Below are 750 nucleotides of genomic sequence, written 5' to 3' on the forward strand. Positions count from 1 at the left end.
TGGCGATAGGCCATATCAAAGCGATACAACTCTTGCTCGTAGGCTGTATACAAGGCTTCGCTGGAGTCGAAATAGAACCCAGAATCAAACTGCAGTCGCAGGCTGAACAGCTCAATCGCTGCCTGCAACGCTGTATAGACGGTACGGTATTTACGGCGGGTTGCATCGTCCTTATGTTTGGACGCCCAATAGCCATCCAGACGGGTAGAAATAATCGTTCTGAAATGTTCCAGTTCAGCTTTGGCTGCTGCAGGGATATGACTGGCCAAATCAACAATGATCTTTTGTTCAATCACTTCAAAGGTCATGACATCGAGCAGCTGCTCCAGATCAAAAGCCCCGACCTTTTCTTGGATCCGCAGTGCATTGGCCACGGTCTGGGAGAGTGTATCGAAGGTTGGGTAGTATTTGGAGCTGTCTCTCCAGCGCGACAAAAAGGCTCTGGCTGTTGCACGGGAGCTGACAGATGACATCACCAGTTCTTGAGCCCATAGCGGTATATCGCCCAGGCTTTCACAGAAACCTGTAGTCATCAAACGGATAAAGAACGTACCGAGCTTGAATGGTGCTTCCCCATTCAATTCTTCAACCGATGCTGGATAACCAATTTCCGCCTGTAATGCGGTGACCAAAGCCGGCACCAGTTGGAATTTTTCCAGTTCAGCAAAGGAGTCTGGATTGACTTCCAGAGCCAGGTTCTGCTGTACCATTTCATCTGCCAGTGCCAGAACGATATGCATCAGCTCGGCA

The 750-nt window shown here is 49.6% G+C and carries 1 pseudogene; it reads right to left on the reverse strand.

The features are described from left to right. Positions 1-750, reverse strand: a pseudogene (locus tag ACNPNW_RS16425) (BREX-1 system phosphatase PglZ type A); the annotation flags it as partial.

The organism is Acinetobacter endophylla (genome assembly GCF_053543775.1).